The sequence below is a fragment of the Veillonellales bacterium genome (assembly GCA_039680175.1).
Taxonomy (GTDB): domain Bacteria; phylum Bacillota; class Negativicutes; order JAAYSF01; family JAAYSF01; genus JBDKTO01.
On sequence record JBDKTO010000112.1, the window covers coordinates 1 to 15,885 of the forward strand.

Genomic DNA, 15,885 nt, shown 5'->3' on the forward strand with positions numbered 1-15,885 from the left:
TTATATTGTGGATAACTTCAAGTATGACGCAGCTAATGATTATTATATTTGCCCTCAAGGTGCAGTTCTTTGTAATGTAAGCAAAAATGATGCAAAAAGAAAACTCTATCGGAGTAAAACGTGCAAACAATTGATAGCGGCAATCAAGTAGGGTTAAGACTCACTTTTGATTATAGCCGCTATTTTTATGCAAAATCGCTATTTTGGGCAATATTAAGGCAGAGAAATTAAGCATTTTCGCACAGTCTGACGTCCCTGGTTGTCCAATAGCATCAAGCCAGGGTAGATATTCGATAGAGGCGAAGCCAATAATTCCGACGGTCACTACGCAGAGGATATACATTACAGCCATTTTTAGTTGCTTCATCGAAACATCACATCTTAGTATTTTTTTCGTTTACCGCTTTATTCTTCATCAGCCAGCTGTTTTGATGGGCACTCATATCTTTGAAAGCATGGATGAATGCTTCCAGAGGTGTTAAGTTGTAAGTCCCGGTAGAATATGTGGCTGTGTCAACGGCTGTACCTGTTGCCACATCATACACGGTTTGAGTTACTGTTATGTAATAGGTATTTTTTTCTTGTTTTATGCGCATGGCGCTTACTTCAGAGGTAAGCGCCATGCGGCAGCCGGAGGCAGTAGCCTCTTCCTGCCATGTGGCGGGAACCGCCTGCGAGTTGGCTGTAACATAGTCCGGCAATGTTTGCCGGTATTCATCTTGCAGTGCTTCCTGCATATACCAAAAATCTGTTGTTAAGTCGGACGGCAGATTATTTCGAAGTGGGACAATGTAGACGCGTCCGTTGGCTGTCTGTTTAGCGGCAGTCGGGGCGGGCAGTTCCATTCCGGCCTCAATCGCCTGGCGGCGTTTGTCATAATAGTTTTTGATTGCGGCGTCCATGTAGCTGGTCAATCGATGAGCATCATTGATTGTATCTGGCGGGTACCATTTAATTTCCCGGCCGAACTGCTGATAGCTGCCGACCATGGTTTGCAGAACGCCGGTTACCGGATCACCGGAATTCACCACTCGAGTTAAGGGGAGGTTTGGACCGAATTTGGCGGCGAAAGCGGCATTGCCTACAGCAGGGGCACCGAAGGTGATAATTTCCATCTGCTCCGGGCTGATGCCTATACTTAGCAGTCTTGCCCCGGCCAGAGTGGCGGCTGCGCCGCCGAGACTATGGCCGGTTAGGTATAGCTTACGGCTTTTATCGGCGGTGAGAAGAGCGGGCAGTGAGATTGGGGTATGTTGAGAATTTTGTAGGACAGCCGACGGGCCAGCCTGAATGAATTCATTAAATCCCCTGTGTACTTTAGGTTCCGTGTCAGGAATATCTTTTTTAGCGGCATTGGCGGCAAATTCTGCGGGAGTGCTGCCGGCAAAATAGACTTTACCAACATTGAGGTCGGTTTTAATATCTCTTTTATTTTCTGTACCGACAATGGCAACAATGTAGTAGGGGATACCTTCTTTTCGAGCAATCAGGTAGCGGGCACCGGTATGGCCCTGCACCTGAATATAATGATCAATTTGCCAGCCGTCCTGTTCCATGTAGCGATTGGCCAGATCGCCAAGCCGATCGCTATAGGCAGCCGCGCTTGCTCCGGCAGCCAGATAGATTTTGTAAGCTTGCTCATAATCTTCTTTTGGTCCGGCAAAACTTATGATCGGTATACATACCAGTACACCAGCGACGAGTAATAGCAAAAGTAATCGTTTCAAGGAATATCGCCCCGTCTTTCCGTTGAAAGCTGTTTACATGTTTTTGCGGCCTTTAAACCAGATAATTGCCTCAGCTTTTTTTCTAACCTGTCCGTAATCCTGGATGCGTTCCCTTTTTGCCCGGTTTGGTGCAGTTGTTCCAGTTCATGGATTAAATGCTCTATTTCTGTCAGAAGTTGATCTTTTTGGCGTTGGTATGCGATAACATCCGCAGGTAATTCTGTACTTCTTTGATGATGTACCAATTCCTCTTCCTCCATAGCTGGAGCGCGGTGAATTTTATATGCTAACCAGGTTATTGCCAGGATAAAAGCTATTGTTGCGGCATACCAGCAGACTGATATATTGTCCAACCATTCCCATATTGTTGACATTGCTGATTCAACCTTTCATTTGTACTTCGGTCTGTCCAATCGATGACATGATCTTGATAGGGAGAGGTGGTGTCATAACCCCGTCCTTTTGGCGTCCGGCACAATGTTGCCGGGATTTTTTTATAGAATCAGTAGCAGTCTTTCATGAGATTACATAATATGTAGTGTAGTAAGGGGAGGGATGAAAACATGCAATATCGTTGTCCCCAATGTGGTGGCTGGCGTCAATTCCATGGCGTTCATGGTGGATTTGGTCACTTTGGTCACGGATTTGGTCATTTCGGCCACTTTGGACATTATTATGGAGGTTTTGGTGGCTTGGGACTGGGGCTGGGATTAGGATATTTATTGGGTGCTTATCCTATTTACGATTATGATTACGATGATTTTTATTATTAATTCAATTGCTGTATAAGATAAAGCCGCCCTCTTATGGAGGGCGCCTTCTATATATATAATTTCTATAACTGCCCAATGTCCGGCTGTTCATTTTTAGTAAAAACATCATCAGGGATGGAATATTGCTGCATAGAACCGTAAGCAAAAATCTCATACTATCATAGACAGCTCTTATTAAGGAGACTATTATGAATGAACTGTTAGATATAGGTTGGCGAACCTCTCTAGTTTTATGTCTATTATTAATTATTGCACGAATATTAGGCAGACGAACATTGGCACAATTGACCTTTTTTGATTTTGCAGTAGGTATAATTATCGGAAATATAGCAGTGCTGATTCTATCAGATAGATATATGGAAATTGTTTTAATATTGTCGAGCTTAGTTATTGTTACTTTTTGGGTTCTTGTTATTAGTTTTGTATCCAGAAAGTCATTACCGGCAAGAAAGATTTTAGAGTCTCAGCCGATATTAGTCATATATAAAGGGCGCATATTAGAAGAAAATTTAAAAAGAAGGTACTATAATGTTAATGACCTTTTGGAATTGCTAAGAGAACAGGAAGTATTTTCACCCTCCCATGTTGAGGCAGCATTGATTGAAACTGATGGGGCATTAAGCGTATTAAAGAAAACAGAGAAGCAAAATGAGTCATCATATGCTTCACAAACAAATAAACTCCCTTTTAGTAATATGCTTGGCAAGGAATTAATTATTGATGGGGAAATTATATTTGAAAACTTAAAAATTGCTGGGCTCTCTTATGAAGAATTAATTAATAAATTAGCTTTGCGCGGGATTGCGAAGCCACAGGAAATAATGCTGTGCATGTTAAGCCCTGAGGGAGAATTATATATAGATATGAGAAAAGACCTGCTTATTAAAGATAATAACGACGATTTCTAGCAAATAGAACTTAATATTAACAAGCAATCCTTAAAAGGAATGACTTACCTGATCTTCCATCCGGTCGCAGGCTGGGGTAGGGGCATAAAAATCTGCTAATGTTGATTAGCAAACACAAATCCACCACAGTAAATATAGAACAACGGCATTTTGAAGACGGCTTAACTTCTTATTTCCCAGTTATCCGAACCACAAAAAGGGCAGCGGGCTCTCCCCTGACCATAGAGAAAATCCTTAAAATCGAAACTGTTCCCGCAATCCTCGCAGATACATTCATTATGAACGCCAAGAACATATGATATTTGACTGGCTGTCAGTAAGGCGATATAAAATAGATAGTTCAGATATCGCATAATCATAAAGTTTAACTCCCTATCGGTCTGGCAAATTGGCCGCCCCAGCCATTGACCTCTTATGGTAAATACTTTAATTGCTTCCTATAGCTTTGTCGAGTCGGGCTTTGCTGATGTTGTAGTCAAACAATGAGTTGGTATAATTTGTTTTTGCCTGGGTTAACGCCAGTTCGGCATCCATAACATCCAGATTCGTATCAACTCCGGCACTATAAGCTTTTTGGGCAATCTCAAAATTGACACTGGCTTCTTCAACCGCTACTTTGTTAGTAGAAATTCGCTTTTCCGCTTCTCTCATATTCAAATAGGCGTCGCTGATTTCCAACGAAATATCATCATGTGTTTGTCTGGCTTGTTCCTTGGCAGCTAATACTTCTGATTGCGCCTGCTTGATTTTAGCATCCGTATTACCCGAATCGAACACATTAAGCTGTGTGATCAGCATGGCAGTGCTGTCTTCATTCTTAGTACCGGCGAAGTCGGTGTCATCCCAGGCTACCGTGCCTTTTAGCATAACCTTGGGGCGGTTCTCGCTCCGGGTAATGTTAACCTGGGTTTCTCTTATTTTTACAGTTGTTTGTTGTTGCCGCATTTCTGGCCGATGGTCTAATCCAAACGTAATGACATCATCTTGACTGAGAGTGAATTGTTGATAAATTAACGGTTCTGTAAGATTGATTTCACTGTGCAAAGGCAATCCCATAGTTTTATTGAGACGATAAATCGCTAAGTTATAATCATTTTGCGCTTTTACCAAAGTATTTTCCGCATTGGCGAGTTTGACTTTGGTCTGCAATACGTCATGCCAAGGGACTACCCCTTTATCAAACATATCTAGAACATGATTCAGGTGAACTTTAAAATCAGCGACTGTTTGTTTAGCAATTTCTAATAACAGTTGGGATTGTAGCGCTTGGTAATAACCCTGACGGCTCTCTAACTTAAGGTTATTTTTAGTGGCGGCTATTTCAAGCTGGGAATTTTCTTGTCCCAGTTGAGCCTGTTTAATTGAATTTTCTACTTTGCCGCCAGTGTACAGCGGGATACTGGCAGTCAGTGTATTGCTAAAGTAATTGTATGCATCGACCGATGACAATGTCGGCTGCCATGAATGCGGCGCATCGGAGCGCAGATCAATATGTGTGAAATCGAGGGATGCTTTTTTATTGGATTGAGCTTCTTTGATTGCCCAAACGGTTTGTTCTTCACGTGCCGCTGCAATTTGCAATGCCGGATTATTTTTAAAGGTTAGCGCAATGCTGTCATCAAGGGAGAGGTCTATTGGCTGCGCAAATGCAGGCTGAGATAATGCCAGGAAAGTTAGAATGGATAAGAAAGTTGTTTTAAAATAAGTAGAATGTAACTTCACAATGAGCTCCTTTCTCGTAGGTTCGTGGTAGTCATAAATTTTTCTTCTGAATAGAACCGTTGCAAAGAATTTATGCTAACGGAGCATCGCCTTGTTTATCGGGTCCCAGCGGAACCGGCAGCGTATGGTTGGACTGTACCCTGTAACAGGTGGCATACATAACCGGTAAAACCAGGAGAGTAAGTATGGTGGCACCTAATAAGCCGGCGGCAATGGTTACAGCCAGCGGCCCCCAGAAAACACTGGATAGAAGGGGAACCATTCCCAAAATTGCCGCGGCTGCTGTCAGCAAAATAGGCCGCAGCCGGATGACCGTTGCTTCAATTATGGCATTCCACGGAGAAGCCCCGGCGGCGAGCTGTTGGTCAATTTGGTCGATAAGAATGACTGAGTTACGCATTATGATGCCTGACAAGGCTAAAATGCCAAGCTGCACCACAAAACCCAGAGGCTTGCCGGAGATGAACAGGCCTACGGATACACCGATAATGCCCAAAGGCGCCGTCAGCATCGTAAGCATCATTTTTGGGATACTTTGCAACTGGGCCATCAAGATGATCATAATAATAATGAACATGGCCGGTACCGGCTCCAAAAGGAAGTGAAGGGCTTTAACACTGTCTTCATTCGAACCGTCGTATTCTATGCTGTAGCCAAAGGGCAGGCTTTCGCGCAGCGGTTTAAGCTGATCGTATATTTGTGTGGCCACATCCTGGCCGGTTACATTTTCAGCCTTGAGTTCTGCCTGCACCAGGATCATTGGTTTTAAATCACGGCGGTAAATAAGGCCTTCTTCGGCATCATAGCTGATTTTGGCAATTTGATCCAAAGGTACATAGCGGCCATTACCCGTGTGAATGTTGATATTTTTTACGGATTCGGGATTGTTGCGGTTTTGAGAGTCAAAGCGAAAAACCATATCCACGGTTTTGTCATCTTCCCGGAATTGCGTTATAGGCAAGCCGGAAAGCTGGGTTTGCAGAGAGGTCGCCAACGGTGCGGACGCAACTCCCAGTTTCCTGGCTTTATCCTGATCAATGGCAAGATGGACAATCTTGCTTTTCTCATTCCACTTCAGGTTGACATTTTGCACATGGGGATTCGAAGCCATGGCCGCTTTTACCTGTTCGCTGATTTCACGAACCTTGTCCACGTCGTACCCTTTTACCCGGAGCATGACAGGATAATCAGCGGCAGGGCCGATACTAATAACTTTAGTGTGATATTGTACGGCGGGGAAATCGTCATTCAGCACTTTTGCGTATTTGGCACGCAACTGGTCTCTTACTTTATCATCTTTGGCGACAATGACAAATTCGGCAAAATTAGTTTTGGGCAGTTCAGGTTCAATTGTCAAAACAAAGCGCGGGGCGCCCTCACCAACATGATAGGTATAGTAATCAATTCCGGGATCATCACTAATTCTTTGCGCAAACTCCTTGGCAACTTGTTCCGTATTCTCGAGGGAAGCGCCTTCCTGGAGTCTAAGCTGCACAATCAATTCTGGACGGGATGATGACGGAAAGAACTGCTGTGTAATATTTGTAAGTAAAAGCACGCCTAAAGCAAAGGAAATGACGGTGCCTCCCAGCATTATACCGCGGTGGCTTAGGCACCAGGAAAGAAGTCCTCTAAACTTATGGTATAAGGGAGTGTCGTAAACGTCATGGCTGTCTTCGCCGGAATGAGGCTTGACTTTAATGAATAAGTAGCCAAACAGCGGAGTGGCGGTGCCGGCTACCAGCCAGGATATAAGGAGCGCCATAGCAATAACGTAGAACATGGTTACACAGTATTCAGAGGCATTTCCGTTTGAGAAGCCTACAGGAATAAAGCCCGCACAGGTAACTAATTCACCGGTCAGCCGGGGATAGGCGGTGGAAGCATAGGCAAATTTGGCGGCGGCTAAACGATCCCAGCCTTCTTCCAGCTTCACGACCATGGTTTCTATGGTGATAATAGCATCATCAACCAACAGACCCAAAGCAATAATCAGGGCACCCAGGGAGGTTCGATGCAAATCGATACCGGCAATTTGCATGACCGTGAACACGGTCGCAATGACCAGCGGTATGCAAAGCGCCACAATCATTCCGGAGCGAACGCCCAAACTGATAAAACTTACAATTAAAACAATGCCGATCGCTTCCGCCAGTGATTCGACAAACTCATCGATGGAGTTTTCCACAACTTTGGGCTGGTTCACCGTTTGGTGGAGTTCCAAACCGGCCGGAAGTTCTTTTTGGATGTGATCCACGGCTGTTTCCATATCTTTTCCCAGGTTCAGAATATTACCGCCGGTATCCATGGCCACCGCAATGCCGATAGCCGGCTGGCCGTTGTAATAGAACTGGGGATCGGAGGGGTCGGAATAACTGCGGCTTATTTTGGCGATATCCCCTAACCGGAAGCTGCGGCCGTTTACTTCAATGGGAAGGCTTTGAATATCTTCAAGGTTCTCAAACATGCCGGTAACCCGCATATACACATTGTCACTAGCGGTTTGAAGCATACCCGAAGGCGCCATAGCGTTTTGCGCTTGCAGGGTGGATAGAATTGTCTCCGGAGGAATCCCGAGTTGCGCTAATTTACTGTTTTCAATCTCAACGTAAATTTTTTCGGTTTGCACGCCCAGTAGTTTGACTTTCCTTACGTTGGGAACCCCCAGAAAGACCCGCCGGATTTTTTCCGCTTTTTCCCTCATTTGTTCGTAGGAATAGCCGTCGCTGGTAAGCGCGTACACAATACCGTAAACTTCATCGAAGCGATCATTAAACACCGGATCCATGACGCCGGTAGGGAAGGTGCTCTTTATGTCATTGACCATATTTCTGGCTTCCACCCAGCTGCTTCTTATTTCTTTTTTTGGCACATTGTCTTTGAGGTTCACATAAATAACAGTAAGGCCCGGTGTGGAATAGCTTTTTAAGTAGTCAAGCCCCGGCAAATCCTGAAGCTTTTTTTCGACTTTGTCGGTGACTTGCTCTTCCATTTGGCGGGCGGTAGCGCCCGGCCAGGGAACCGCGATGACCATCTGCTTAATTACGAAATCGGGATCTTCCGCCCGGCCCATACTTTTATAGGAGAATAGGCCGGCAACGAAGGCGAGGATGACAAAAAAGTAAATAAACTGCTTATGGTTCAGCGCCCACTCCGTCAGATTGAATTGGTTCATAAAGAGTCACCGCCCAATTTCACTTTCTGCCCCTCATTGAGCTTATGGACTCCGGCCGTTACGATCCGGTCGCCTTGCTGCAGTCCGGCGACAACCTGAATGGTTCCATTGCCGAATTTACCGGTTTTAATTTGACGTAAGGCAACCGTGCCGTCGGTTACGACCCAAACATACGGGGTGTCGCCGTTTTGGTAAACAGCCGACAATGGAATCGTTGCCGTTGATTGTGCTTCGCTATCGAAAAGGCTAACGGCAGCGGTCATGCCCAATTTCATTTCAGGCGGCGGGTTGAGTAAGCTGATGCGTACTTTGTAGGTGCGGGTTACCGGATCAGCCATGGGGGCAATTTCCCGCACTTTACCTGCCGCTGATACATTAGACAATGCCCAGAATGTCACTTTAATTTGCTGCGCTTTTCGTAACTCTTCGATCCGATTTTCCGGAACGCTGATTTCTACTTCCCGTTCCCCATCCTGAACAATAGTCAGTACCGGCTGTCCGGCACTGACCACCTGACCCGCTTCCGCCTTGATGGCAGAGACGACGCCCGGTTTGTCGGTACGCAGCAGGCTGTAGTCAAGCTGGTTGGCCCCCTGCGTACGTTGGGCAGAAGCCTGCTGTACCGTAGCGGAGGCTACTTCATAGGCACTGACATACTGTTCGTAAGTCATGCGGCCGACAGCGCCGTCTTCGTAGAGCTGCCGGTAGCGGTTCAAATTGCTTTCCGCCAGCCGGAGCTGTGACTCAGCGGAGTATACTTGGGCCGAAGCGCTGTTTACAGTTTGCTGAATATCCTTGGGATCAATCTGCATCAGCACATCGCCGACATTTATTACGCTGCCCAGTTCTACATTCCGTTTTATAATTTTGCCGCTGACCTGGAAAGCCAGCTGGCTTTCATAGCGTCCGCGGACTTCACCGGAATACGTGTATTCCTGCGCAGAGCCTGCGGCGCCAATTACGGCGGTTTGGACCACTGTAATATCATCTGTGACTGTTTTGACTTGACGGTGTGAATTCCATATAATCCCGCCGATAATACACAATGCGATTACTAGTGCAGCTAATCCGTAATATATTTTTTGTTTTGGCAGTTTGGTCAACCAGTTCCATTGGTGCATGATTTCACTCCTCGTTTTGGTTACTATTAAGAAACATAGATAAGGAAACACGTTTTTTCATTCTGGCATCCGGTTGATTGATTTGATTTTGGCCCAAACAACCGGAGGTGACGGAAGAAACTAATTTTGTACCGATATTACATTATCGGTATTTATGGTACAGATACGCATTTTTAAATCACACTTTTGTGTGATTTAAAATAGCAGACAAAAAATTTTTATTTTTTAGATGTGCTCAGTCCGAATACGATAATATCCGCCATTGCTGATAATGCATCTGCATATGTCAGGTTGCTTTCTTCCAGGAATCGGTAGTTGAACAGGTCATTTGTCACACTCGTTATAATTTGTTTAAGCACAGATACATTAATCGGGCGAAGTGAGTGGGTTTCAATACTCTGGACGACAAGAGAAGTCAGGCGATTCAGATGTTCGTCGCGGAAGTCTGACACCAGCTGCCATTCATTTGGATAATAGTGGCGCAGATCGTCATAAAGACTGTTATTGTTTATGGAACCGAATACCTGCGGTGAAACTTTTAGCAGAGCCTGAAATTTTTCCGCAGGGGATAGCCCAGGGTTATTGTAGATTTTATCCGCCTGTTCCTCGACATCGTGGATCGCTGTAGCTAAAATATCATGCACCAGTTCATTTTTGGAGGAAAAGTGCTCGTATAAAGAAGTTTTACTAAGACTGAGACGCCGTGCAAGGTTGCTCATTGTAAATTTTACACCGCGGGTTTTCATCTCGTCGGCCGCGGCCATAAGAATTCGATTACGCAAATAAAACCACCTCATTACTTTTGTACCGAAATGACAAAATGGGTACTATTGAATTCAAATTAAGATTATACCACTTTTTAACATGTGTCAATAGCTATCATGTAAGAAATTAAAATTGTGAGGCAATGCTTCTAATTATGATAATGAAGGTGTTTATTAAGCAATTAATGACCAACTTAATAAACACATTTTTTTTTATTGACAAATGATTACGAGAGGCATATCATTATTGTAACCAGCGTACTATAATTGTCTTTCTGGTACACGACAAAACGAAAAGCAATCAAGTAGGTAAATGGATTTATAAAATTATTTTCTTAAAAACTTTTAAAACAGTCGCAAAAAGACGCTGAAGAAAGAAAAAGACGTAGGAGTCTGCCTGCCTAGACAGTTGGCTGCGTTGCTGCCATTGGTAGAAACGGCTCATTTACTATACGGCTGATTATCCCTATACGCCGGCGGGTGACTGTATTTATTTGGCGGGCGCGTGACAAGACAAACGTGATTACTGATGAGCAGCGGCGTGCGATATACCGGGATAATGCGATAAATTTATTTCCAAGGCTAGGATAGTAATAGTTAATGAAAGGGGGCGATAAAATAATCCGAAATGTCAACAACGTTGGCTCTTATCGGGAAAATGAGGTGGGCATTGTTGTCTCTAACTATCTGGAGGCTTTGGGAACCGCATGTTGGGAACGTACTATTGATAGAAAACTGACATTAGAAACAAAAGCATTGCTAGAACAGAAATTGATTCCCAATGAAGTGAATATACGAGAAGTTAAAAAACATGTTGACAGTATATTGGTAAACGCCAATTTGAAAATGAAGCAGGAAGGAGAAACCAATGCCTAATGTAACGGCCAATGGAATTCAGATCGAGTATGATACTTTCGGCGATAGCTCTTCTTCAGCTTTACTATTAATCGCCGGCAATGGTGCCCAAATGCTCTTCTGGGATGCCGAGCTCTGCGAACTATTAGCGAAAACAGGGCTTTTTGTAATTCGTTTTGACAATCGCGATGCTGGCCTTTCGACCAAATTTGATGAAGCCGGAGTCCCGGATATTATGGCTGCAATCAAAGCCGCTATGGAAGGTAAGGATGTTGCAGCGGCATATTCCCTGGACGATATGGCAGATGACTGTGCGGGGTTACTGGATGCATTGCACGTTGAAAGAGCGCATATCTGCGGCGCTTCGATGGGCGGCATGATAGCCCAAGTTGTTGCTTATCGGCATCCACGGCGTGTTCTGAGCCTGACTTCCATCATGTCAAACACGGGGAATCCCCATCTTCCGCAGGGAAAGCCGGAGGCCATAGCTGCCGTTGTCGCGCCGCCGCCGGCGGAGCGCACAGCATATATTGAACACAATATGAATGTATGGCGAAAGATTTGGAGTCCCGGTTTTCCCTTTGAGGAGAAGCGAGCTCGGACATACCTGGAGAAGAGCTATGACCGATCCTATTATCCACAGGGAATGGCGCGTCAAAATATGGCGATTCTTTCCCGCGGCGATAGAACAGCATTGCTTTCGTCCATTAAAGCCCCCACACTCGTAATACACGGGTCCGGAGATCCGCTGATCCCTATCGAAGCGGGGAAAGATACGGCTCGCGTAATTCCTAGGGCAAATTTATTGATCATTGACGGAATGGGGCACGACCTCCCCAAGGGGGCTTGGCCGGAAGTAGTAACCGCTATTTCCCGTCATATAAAAAAGGTAACACCCCCCAGCAATAGCCTTTGATTATATTTTAGGAACAACTCCAACCAAAACGCTTCCGACGTACGTTTTGGTCTGGAGTTTTGTAAAACGATAATGCTTTCGCCAATACGTCATGTCCTCTGTTCCCGTATGGAACTTTTCCTGTAAAACTCAACCACCACCTGCTTTAGCAGGTGGTGGTTGAGTTTTTGTCAGATGACTGGTATTGACAGATACGTTAGAAAGCAATATTATGGCAACGAAATGTTTGTACTTGTTTTGTATAATGGGTAAAAATAGATGAAGCAGCGTTTTTTGGACAGTATCAGTAAATTTTATTTTCCGGTTGAAATAAAGCACAATAAAACAAAAAGCAAAATGAAAGAAGTGTGATGCAATGAAAATTGCAGTGATTAACGGCAGCCATCGCGGCAGAAATGGCAATACGAATATTATGAGTTCTGCTTTCTTAAAGGGAGCAAAGGAAGCAGGAGCAGAAACGGTAACTGTTTTTTTAGCAGAAAAAGAAATTAAATACTGTACGGCGTGTAAGGTCTGTTGGTTTAAAACACCAGGGAAATGTGTCATCAAAGATGATATGGCGGAGATTATATCTCTTATCGAAGATGCGGATGTTCGTGTTTTGGCGACGCCGCTTTATTTTGATAATATTTCAAGTATGCTAAAAACTTTTATAGATCGACTCATGGTAACAGCCAGCCCCTATTGGGGAAAAGATAGTCAAGGAGAATGCCGTCATTTAACAACGAAAGCGGCTCCACAGATGGTCATGCTGGCAAATTGTGGCTTTCCGGAAAGATCACATTTCCAGGTGATCTCCCATTGGCTTAAACGACATGCGCGGAATCTCAATGCACAGATAATTGGTGAAATATATGTTCCCCAGGGGGCGCTGTTGAGTGTCCGGGAAAACGAGGTGGGCATGGTTGTCGCTAACTATCTGAAGACTTTGGAAATTGCAGGCAGGGAGATTGCCATCAATCGAAAATTGACAGCAAAAACAATGGAATTGCTAGAACAAAAATTTATTCCGGATGAAGTTTATATACGGGAAGTTAAAAAGTATGTTGATAGTCTATTGGATTAAGATATTGGAGAACGAGGCAGAAAGAGGAAAACACAATGCTTAATGTGACGGCCAGTTGAATTCAGATTGAGTATGATACTTTCGGCGTTAGGTCTTTGTCGGTCTTGCTATTAATTACTGGCAATGGTGTCCAACTGCTCTTGTTGGACGCCGGACCCTGAATATGATGTATTATGTGGAATTTTATAGAAAGAGCCCGGTTGTTCAGAAAATGTCCAGAATGGACTGATACAATTAAATTAACAAAAGCTATTTGCATTTTGAATTAATATAGCTTCTTAGTTAACTGGCAAACTTGCTGAAAGGCAGGGACGCAAAGCCATGGGTCTACAGGTTTTTCACCTACGATTGCCAGGCTGCATAAAAGTGCGGTCTGGCAATTTTTATTTGATTTTGTTTAAACCGCCAAGATTAAGACCAGGGAGATGTAAGAATTGGACGAAAGGAAATGTTCTTGTGGGAGTAAACAATTTGAAAACATTGATGTAACGCCTACGGGAATTATGCAAACAAGATATTTTACAAGATGTACACGGTGCGGGTTAGTCATATCCACGCATAGATGCGGCAGGCCATCGACAATTCGGGAGTTGTGGGGATCGTTAGGAATTACTAAGATTTTGCGTGCGGCTCATACAATTTTGGGAATAAGCCGGGTGTGATTTTGGCGATTTAGTAAGGACAAAAGCGCAGCATCCAAATTTAAAATTGAGCTGCTTGATGAAATAACGAATTTCAGATGATAAAAGAAAACCTCCCATCGAAGTGTAGACCGTATCTTAACAAAACGGACACCGTCCATCCCTAGCATAGCGCCAGGGATGGGGTTTAAAAAAATGACTGTTCAGTCACAATTTTGTCATATTTACCAATTATAATAAAACCATGAAATAGAGGAGGGATGCCCCATGAAAAATATTGTAAAAAAAATAGTTGTCTATTCAATGGTAGGTATGCTGCAAATTGGGTTGGGTGCTTCAATGGTTTCTGCCTCTCCTGCACATGGTCCTGAAAGAGTACAATTTGAAGAACATCATCGTAATCACGATAACGATCGGCAGCGTGAACATGATAGGCGTATACGAGAAGAAAATGATCGGCATGAGAGCGAAATGAAAAGGCATCCTGGCGAATCGAGAAGGCATTGGCATGAACGCCAGAAACATGAGAATGAACGTCATCAACACGAACTAGAACGTATTCATCACGAATTTGAACATCGCGGTTGGTAAGAGAATTATTCAAGAGTCACTCTGTCATTTGGGACAGGGTGGCTTTTTAGCATATTAGCAACAAATATATCTACAAGCTGCGGATCAAATTGACTTTCTTTTTCATTCTTGAGTTCTTGCAAGGCCTCCGCAGGAGCCATAATTTTTCGATAGACTCTCTTTACCGTCATCGCCGCGTAAGCATCGGCTATCGCTAGAATACGGCCTTCAAAAGGGATTCCGTTTTTCATCCGGCCATGGGGATATCCGTATCCGTCATATCGTTCATGGTGATTCTCAATCGCCTTTCCTACGGTATCATCAATAGCGAACAATTTTAAAAAACTCATCCCGAACTCAACATGATTTTGCATTAAATGATACTCTTTTTCGCTTAATTTGCCGGGCTTACGCAGGATATGATTTGAAACAGCAATTTTCCCAATATCATGAAGCCAGCCCGCCAGATAAAGACGGTCAACGAAGGAAGCATCCATTCCTGCTTTTTCTGCTAAAAACGCACTGTAATGAGCAACGGCTTGGGAATGTACATAACTGTATATATCTTTTTGTTCCAATACAGTTAGAATTTCCTGAAAGTTCTCCGGAATATTGTTAACGTTGTCATGCAAGGTGGGATGCATATTTTTTAATGTTTTATTACAATACATATTCTTGTCAGCTAAATTGATCAATTCTTCAATATTCATCTTTTCTGTCTTGCTTTGTAAGGCTATTCCGTAAGAAAAAGCAATTTGTATTGGATTTAGATCATTATCAGTGACATAACAGGTTGTTTCTAACTGCTCAAGCATAGCAGCAACTGCCAAAGCATCTCCGCTCTCTTGTCCAAGGATAAGAACAAATTCATCCCCGCCTAGCCGGGCAATCGCTGATTCTGAAATGACAAGCTTTCGCAATGCCGCAGCGAATTGAATCAGGACTTTATTACCGATAACATGTCCGTAAGTATCATTAATACTTTTAAAATTGTCAAAATCAATAAGAGCTACGATTACCTGCTTGCCGGCAGACAGCATTTTTTGACCAAGATGGATTGCATGGGTAAAAGTGCTTAATCCCGTAAGCGGATCGGTGATGCTTGCTTGATAAAAACGATTGCGCTCTACTGATAAATTGCGGAAAAAGCGTACCACCATACTGGCTAATAAGGCAAATAAAATAGTGCAGATGATTTTTACAACAATGAGTGCAGATATACCTCCGTCATAATTAATAAAGTGAAATGTAAGAGTTGTTACTGCCAATATAGAAAAAAAAGGGTTCGGTAATACCGGGGCATATAGAAACCCGGCATTAATAATAAAAGGAGTAAAGGCATCCGCACCTATGCTTTTATAAGCGGCTATGGCATTCAACAGCCAATGATGACTGATAAGGGCTGCTGCGGCAAAGCCATAAGCGGTATTTTTTCGTCTAAATCGTAACGCAAGCAAGAGAAATGCAGGAAATAATATAGTGGCGGCGTTAAAAATTCCCGGCGGAACTGCAATAAATAAAAAACCGGTGAATATGAGACTGAAAAGCGCATAAAGGACGTAAAATTTTGAGAGATTTTTAAACACACTATTGTTCTCCTTTGCCTATGGAAATGGCATAGATATGATGAAGCAGATGATCTTGCCG

The 15,885-nt window shown here is 43.7% G+C and carries 14 protein-coding genes and 1 riboswitch; of the genes, 6 read left to right on the forward strand and 8 right to left on the reverse strand.

The window, feature by feature from the left end:
- Window positions 1–374 precede the first annotated feature (374 nt).
- Both ABFC84_17680 and ABFC84_17685 read right to left on the reverse strand, forming a co-directional pair.
- Window positions 375–1,727: a hypothetical protein gene (locus ABFC84_17680; protein MEN6414572.1), complete on the reverse strand. Its 1,353-nt coding sequence runs from the start codon at window positions 1,725–1,727 to the stop codon at window positions 375–377.
- Window positions 1,724–2,101 carry a hypothetical protein gene (locus ABFC84_17685; protein ID MEN6414573.1) on the reverse strand — a complete coding sequence of 126 codons (378 nt, stop codon included), beginning with the start codon at window positions 2,099–2,101 and terminating at the stop codon, window positions 1,724–1,726. The genes ABFC84_17680 and ABFC84_17685 overlap by 4 nt, the downstream gene beginning before the upstream one ends.
- Window positions 2,102–2,282: 181 nt before the next feature.
- On the opposite strand from ABFC84_17685, the gene ABFC84_17690 reads away from it, so the two are divergent.
- A complete protein-coding gene (locus tag ABFC84_17690; protein ID MEN6414574.1) occupies window positions 2,283–2,441 on the forward strand; it encodes a hypothetical protein in 159 nt (52 codons plus the stop codon).
- Between the two features lie 247 nt (window positions 2,442–2,688).
- Window positions 2,689–3,408, forward strand: a complete 720-nt coding sequence (locus tag ABFC84_17695) for a DUF421 domain-containing protein (protein ID MEN6414575.1) — start codon at window positions 2,689–2,691, stop codon at window positions 3,406–3,408.
- Between the two features lie 161 nt (window positions 3,409–3,569).
- Here ABFC84_17695 and ABFC84_17700 read toward each other — a convergent pair whose 3' ends face one another.
- The 5 genes from ABFC84_17700 to ABFC84_17720 form a co-directional block, all read right to left on the reverse strand.
- Window positions 3,570–3,767: a hypothetical protein gene (locus ABFC84_17700; protein MEN6414576.1), complete on the reverse strand. Its 198-nt coding sequence runs from the start codon at window positions 3,765–3,767 to the stop codon at window positions 3,570–3,572.
- Window positions 3,768–3,834: 67 nt separating this feature from the next.
- Window positions 3,835–5,130, reverse strand: coding sequence for a TolC family protein (locus ABFC84_17705; protein MEN6414577.1), 1,296 nt, complete (start codon window positions 5,128–5,130; stop codon window positions 3,835–3,837).
- A 70-nt stretch (window positions 5,131–5,200) separates the two neighbouring features.
- Window positions 5,201–8,305 carry an efflux RND transporter permease subunit gene (locus ABFC84_17710; protein ID MEN6414578.1) on the reverse strand — a complete coding sequence of 1,035 codons (3,105 nt, stop codon included), beginning with the start codon at window positions 8,303–8,305 and terminating at the stop codon, window positions 5,201–5,203.
- Window positions 8,302–9,426 carry an efflux RND transporter periplasmic adaptor subunit gene (locus tag ABFC84_17715; protein ID MEN6414579.1) on the reverse strand — a complete coding sequence of 375 codons (1,125 nt, stop codon included), beginning with the start codon at window positions 9,424–9,426 and terminating at the stop codon, window positions 8,302–8,304. The genes ABFC84_17710 and ABFC84_17715 overlap by 4 nt, the downstream gene beginning before the upstream one ends.
- Before the next feature lie 218 nt (window positions 9,427–9,644).
- Window positions 9,645–10,208 (reverse strand): TetR/AcrR family transcriptional regulator, encoded by a 564-nt coding sequence (locus ABFC84_17720; protein MEN6414580.1) that lies wholly within the window; start codon window positions 10,206–10,208, stop codon window positions 9,645–9,647.
- A gap of 582 nt (window positions 10,209–10,790) precedes the next feature.
- Between ABFC84_17720 and ABFC84_17725 the strand changes: the two genes are divergently transcribed.
- From ABFC84_17725 to ABFC84_17740, 4 genes are all read left to right on the forward strand, one after another.
- Complete coding sequence (locus tag ABFC84_17725; protein MEN6414581.1) at window positions 10,791–11,066, forward strand: hypothetical protein; 276 nt, start codon at window positions 10,791–10,793, stop codon at window positions 11,064–11,066.
- The gene (locus ABFC84_17730) at window positions 11,059–11,961 is read left to right on the forward strand and encodes an alpha/beta hydrolase (protein MEN6414582.1); all 903 of its coding nucleotides are present in this window, start codon (window positions 11,059–11,061) and stop codon (window positions 11,959–11,961) included. The genes ABFC84_17725 and ABFC84_17730 overlap by 8 nt, the downstream gene beginning before the upstream one ends.
- Window positions 11,962–12,316: 355 nt before the next feature.
- Entirely contained in the window at window positions 12,317–13,027 is a 711-nt protein-coding gene (locus ABFC84_17735) for a flavodoxin family protein (GenBank protein ID MEN6414583.1), read from the forward strand.
- A 278-nt stretch (window positions 13,028–13,305) separates the two neighbouring features.
- Window positions 13,306–13,391, forward strand: a riboswitch (cyclic di-GMP riboswitch).
- A gap of 544 nt (window positions 13,392–13,935) precedes the next feature.
- Window positions 13,936–14,259, forward strand: coding sequence for a hypothetical protein (locus tag ABFC84_17740; protein MEN6414584.1), 324 nt, complete (start codon window positions 13,936–13,938; stop codon window positions 14,257–14,259).
- Between the two features lie 5 nt (window positions 14,260–14,264).
- Here ABFC84_17740 and ABFC84_17745 read toward each other — a convergent pair whose 3' ends face one another.
- Entirely contained in the window at window positions 14,265–15,824 is a 1,560-nt protein-coding gene (locus tag ABFC84_17745; GenBank protein ID MEN6414585.1) for a diguanylate cyclase, read from the reverse strand.
- Between the last annotated feature and the right edge of the window lie 61 nt (window positions 15,825–15,885).